Source organism: Streptomyces sp. NPDC000404, from assembly GCF_040300365.1.
Classification (GTDB): Bacteria; Actinomycetota; Actinomycetes; order Streptomycetales; family Streptomycetaceae; genus Streptomyces; species Streptomyces ramulosus.
Map to the genome: position 1 here is coordinate 1 of NZ_JBEPDN010000027.1, position 4,752 is coordinate 4,752.

Below are 4,752 nucleotides of genomic sequence, written 5' to 3' on the forward strand. Positions count from 1 at the left end.
TCCGCGGAGACCACGACCGTGTGGGACACACCGGGGGTGTTGTCCACGAAGTTGGTGATCAACCAGTTCAGGTTCTGCGCCGCCTGGCTCATCGGGCTCACACTAACGCTCCTGATCGTAGGTGCTGCCGGGGCCGAAGCCCTGTTGGTCATTGTGGGGGGACTCCGAGCGGTCCGCCCCCGCGTTGCGGCCCTGCTGGACACCGCGACGCAGATTGCTCAGCCTGCCGCGGATGTCCTCCGGGGCCCGGGAGACCTGGGGGCCACCCTGCGGGCTCTGCTCCGCCGAACCCTCGACCAGGTTGGCCTTGGGCACCCGCCGCGGCAGACCGGACGGGGTGACCCCGCCAGCCTTCGGCTCACGCAGCCGCTCCGCCCGCTCCCACCGTTCGTCGTTGGAGCTGCGCCATTCGGAGCCGTCCAGGACCTGATCCGACGCCTCCCACTGCTGCGGGGGCACCGCGGACTCCCCGGGCTGCGCCCACTCCTGCGCAGCAGGCTGCGCCTGCTCGGTGTGGCCTCCGCGGCGCGGAAGGCCGGCATCGGTCAGCGAGTGGGAGTCGCTCGGGGACGGGCCCGGACGGTCGAATGGTACGCGCTCGGATGCGTGGGCGGGAGCGGCGGGTGTATTCCGGTCAGATTCCGCTTCGGCTCCGAAGTGGCCATCGTACGCGGCGGGTTCGAACCCGCCGCCGGTGACGGGCGCTTCGGGAGCGGCGTACGGATGCTGGTCCGTGGCGTGCGGGCCGGCCGCAGGCCGGAAAGCTTCGGTGCCGAACGCACCGTCGCCGTGCTGCGGTTGATCGGCTTCCGCATATGCCTGCGGCCCGGGGTGCGCGCCGTACCCGGAAAGGTCCGGCGACGCCTCGCCCAACAGCGGCCCGCCATCGGCCTGTTGGGCTCCCTGGGCCTCTTCCAGCGCCGCGCGACGTTCCTCGCGCAGCAGTGAACGGCTCATGCCGTCGTGTCCGGCTCCGGCCGCGTGGGGGGTGGTGAACGCGGCGTCGCCGGTGCCCGGTGCGTCCGGACGGTCCGTGCGGGGCTGGGCGGGCGCGTTCCGGGGGACGGTGAAGTCCTCCTCGAACCGGCCGGAGCCGCCACCGCCATGGGTGATCGCGTCGGGCAGCATCACCAGCGAGGTGGTGCCCGCCTGCTCGCCCGAGGGGCGCAGCTGGACGCGGATGCCGTGCCGGTCGGCGAGGCGGCCGACCACGAACAGGCCCATGCGCTGGGAGACCGCGGCGTCCACGCTCGGCGGGTTCGCCAGCTTGTGGTTGATGTCCGCGAAGTCCTCGGCGGTCAGCCCGATGCCCTTGTCGTGGATCTCGACCATGATGCGGCCGTCGGACATCCGGGTGGCGGCGACCCGGACCTTGGTCTGCGGCGAGGAGAACGTGGTCGCGTTCTCCAGCAGCTCCGACAGCAGATGCACCAGGTCGGTGACGGCCTGCCCGTGGATCTCGCTCTCGGTGACCCCGGCCAGCTCGATGCGCTCGTACGACTCGACCTCGGAGGTGGCCGCCCGCAGGACGTCCACGAGGGGGACCGGCTGGTCCCAGCGGCGGCCCGGCTCCTCGCCGGCGAGGATGAGGAGGTTCTCGCCGTTGCGCCGCATGCGCGTGGCGAGGTGGTCCATCCGGAAGAGGTTCTCCAGCTGGTCCGGGTCCGCCTCGTTGTTCTCCAGCTCGGTGATGAGCGTCAACTGCCGCTCGATCAGGCCCTGGTTGCGGCGCGAGAGGTTGGTGAAGATCGCGTTGACGTTGCCGCGCAGCATCGCCTGCTCGGACGCCAGCCGCACCGCCTCGCGGTGCACCTGGTCGAAGGCGCGGGCGACCTCGCCGATCTCGTCCGTCGTCCCGATCGGGATCGGCTGCACCCGGGTGTCCACCCGGCCCGGCTCGGTGCGCGAGAGCTGGTCGACCAGGAGCGGCAGCCGCTGCTCGGCGATGCCGAAGGCCGCGGTGCGCAGCGTGCGCATGTTGCGGCTCATCCGGCGCGCCATCAGACCGGCCACCAGGAAGGCGGCGATCAGGGCGGCCAGCACGATGACGGTGTCCGTGTAGGTGGTCCGCTCGGCGTCCGCCGAGATCTGCGCGGCCTCGGCGACGGCCTTGTCCGCGAGGTCCTTCTCGATGGACCGGTACATGTCGAAGCCGCCGGTCGCCGCCGTGAACCAGACCTCCGGGGTGACGCCGCGGTCCGCCAGATCCTGCGGCGATGCGCCGGAACCGATCGCGGTGGCCATGGCGTCCATGGAGGGGGGAGCGCGGAACGGCCGTCCGGCCGCCTCGGCCTCCCGCCGGGCCTGCGCGGTCTTCTTCTTGCCGGTCGCCTTGAGCGCGGCGGTGTCCTTCTTCAGGCGCTCGACGTCCTCGGGGGTGCCGCCGGAGGTGTACTCGCCGATGGCGATGTTCTCCAGGTAGCGGTACGACGCGAAGGCGGTCAGCTGACGCTGGTGGGTGGTCCCGGTGGCCGGGTCGAGGAGGAGGTGGACGCCGATCGAGCGCTCCAGCGAGGCCGCGGCCTTGGCGAGGGAGAGGGCGTAGACGGTGCGGCCGTAGGAGGTGATGTTGCCGGTGCCCAGGCCGAGTTCGTTGGCGAACTCCATCAGCGGGTGCTGGATGGCGACGTAGCCCTCTTCGGTGCGGACGCCGGGCAGCGCCGGGGTGTACGCGGCGTCGCGCAGTGCGCCGAGGCCCTTCTCCGCGGTGGTGAACGCGGCGAGGCGGCGCTGGAGGCCCGGTTTGTCGGGCATCGACTCCGCGGCGGTGCGGAAGTCGGCGGCGGCACGGTCGGTGGCGGCGCGCGCGTCCCCGACGGCCGGGTCGCCCTTCTTGCCGCTCAGCAGGGGTGCGGCGGAGCGGTCCCGCTCGTCGATGAGCGCGTTGCCGTAGGTGAGGGCGGCGCGGACGAGCTTCGCGGTGGCCTCCGCGTCCTGCGCGTCCTGCCAGGTCTCCAGGGAGGAGTTGACCCGCAGCCCGCCGAAGACCAGCGCGAGCAGGACCGGGATCAGCAGGATGGCGTTGAGGCGGGTGGCCACCCGCCAGTTGCGCGGGGAGTACGGCTTCCCACCGGAAACGGGCGGGACGGGCGCGGGCTCGGGCGTCCCGGAAGCCGGGCCGGTACTGCGCGACGGCGGGGTGAAGTTGCCCCGCCGGGCCTCCCGCGGCTCGGGGCTCGCCTTGCTTCGCCTCACTCGACCAACAACCTCTCGGCGCGACACGTCGTGCTGTGCCGTTTCTTCTGGGCGTCTCTCCTTCGGAGTTCAGCGAATTTCAGCACGTCGGACGGGTGCCTTCCAAACACTGAGCAAAGGCTGGGGGAGGCGGGAGAGACCTCAGATAAAAGGGGCGTTAAGGGCGAGCCGCGGCAAAATGCGGGGGAAGCGTGTGCACAGGGGAGCCGGATGTGTGCAAGGTGTGTTTGTGGCGGGGCAATTGCCTGCCGAAACGTTATGAACACAATCGACAGCGTGTCCAACGACACAGCGTGTGACACCGTTGGTGACACACCCGGGTCGCCGCGCCGTGCGGCGGGTCCGCCCGGAACGCTCCGGACGGACCCGGCGTCAGCGCAGCCGCGCCATGAGCGCGTGCTCCACGAGCGTGATCAGCGCGCTCTTCGCCTCGCTGCGCTGCCGCGCATCGGTCGTGATGATCGGCGTACCGGGCCCGATCTGCAGGGCCTCACGCACCTCTTCGGGCGTGTGCGGCTGCTGCCCCTCGAACCCGTTGAGGGCGATGACGAAGGGGAGGCCGCTGTTCTCGAAGTAGTCGACGGCGGGGAAGCAGTCGGCGAGGCGGCGGGTGTCGACGAGGACGACGGCGCCGATCGCGCCGCGCACCAGGTCGTCCCACATGAACCAGAAGCGGTCCTGACCCGGCGTACCGAACAGATACAGGATCAGGTCCTGGTCCAGGGTGATGCGGCCGAAGTCCATCGCCACGGTCGTCGTCGTCTTGTCCTGGACGTGGCTGAGATCGTCGATCCCCGCCGACGCGGAGGTCATCACGGCCTCCGTGCGCAGCGGGTTGATCTCCGAGACGGCGCCGACGAAGGTCGTCTTGCCCACGCCGAAGCCGCCGGCCACCACGATCTTCGCCGAGGTGGTCGAACGCGCCGGGGCGCCTTCCCCGTACGCGGCGTCAGAGCTTGCGAAGTCCACTGAGCACCCTCTCCAGCAGCGTGACGTCCGGCGTACCGCCGGCCTCACCGCTGCCACCCGGCTGATGGATCGCCACCATCCCGGCCTCCGCCAGGTCGGCGACGAGAATGCGCGCCACCCCCAGCGGTATGTGCAGCAGCGCCGAGACCTCGGCGACCGACTTGACCTCGCGGCACAGGTGGCAGATCCGCTGGTGCTCCGGCAGCAGGCCGGGCACCTGGGACGGGTCGGCCGTGGTGCTGACCAGCGCCTCGATGGCGAGCTGGTAGCGCGGCCGGGTGCGGCCGCCCGTCATGGCGTAGGGACGCACCAGGGGCTGGTCGCCTTCGCCGCCGTACGACGCCTGGCTGTAGGCATCGTAGGGGTCCGACGTGGGTGGCGGGGTCATGGGTCCTCCGGGCGTGACAACTGTCTTACGGGACTGCCGTCGGGTTGGGCCGGTGGGAGTTCGGCGATGTACGGGACATGTGCTGCGGCGCTTGCTCAGTGCAACAGGCTGCCCTGGAGTTCGGCGCGTAGGTCGGGGGTGAGGACGTTGCCTGCGCGGTCGACCAGGAGGGCCATCTCGTACCCGACGAGGCCGATGTC

At 71.1% G+C, this 4,752-nt stretch carries 3 protein-coding genes and 2 pseudogenes; all 5 read right to left on the reverse strand.

Annotated elements, in window-relative coordinates; all coding sequences use genetic code 11:
- A pseudogene (locus tag ABT345_RS33150) lies at positions 1-152 on the reverse strand (roadblock/LC7 domain-containing protein); the annotation flags it as partial.
- Entirely contained in the window at positions 103-3,195 is a 3,093-nt protein-coding gene (locus tag ABT345_RS33155) for a sensor histidine kinase (RefSeq protein ID WP_345086716.1), read from the reverse strand. The pseudogene ABT345_RS33150 and the gene ABT345_RS33155, both read right to left, overlap by 50 nt.
- 372 nt (positions 3,196-3,567) lie before the next feature.
- Positions 3,568-4,164 (reverse strand): GTP-binding protein, encoded by a 597-nt coding sequence (locus ABT345_RS33160; protein ID WP_345086714.1) that lies wholly within the window; start codon positions 4,162-4,164, stop codon positions 3,568-3,570.
- Complete coding sequence (locus tag ABT345_RS33165) at positions 4,145-4,552, reverse strand: DUF742 domain-containing protein (RefSeq protein WP_143940484.1); 408 nt, start codon at positions 4,550-4,552, stop codon at positions 4,145-4,147. Before ABT345_RS33165 ends, ABT345_RS33160 begins: the two co-directional genes overlap by 20 nt.
- 95 nt (positions 4,553-4,647) lie before the next feature.
- Positions 4,648-4,752 (reverse strand): annotated as a pseudogene (locus ABT345_RS33170) (roadblock/LC7 domain-containing protein); the annotation flags it as partial.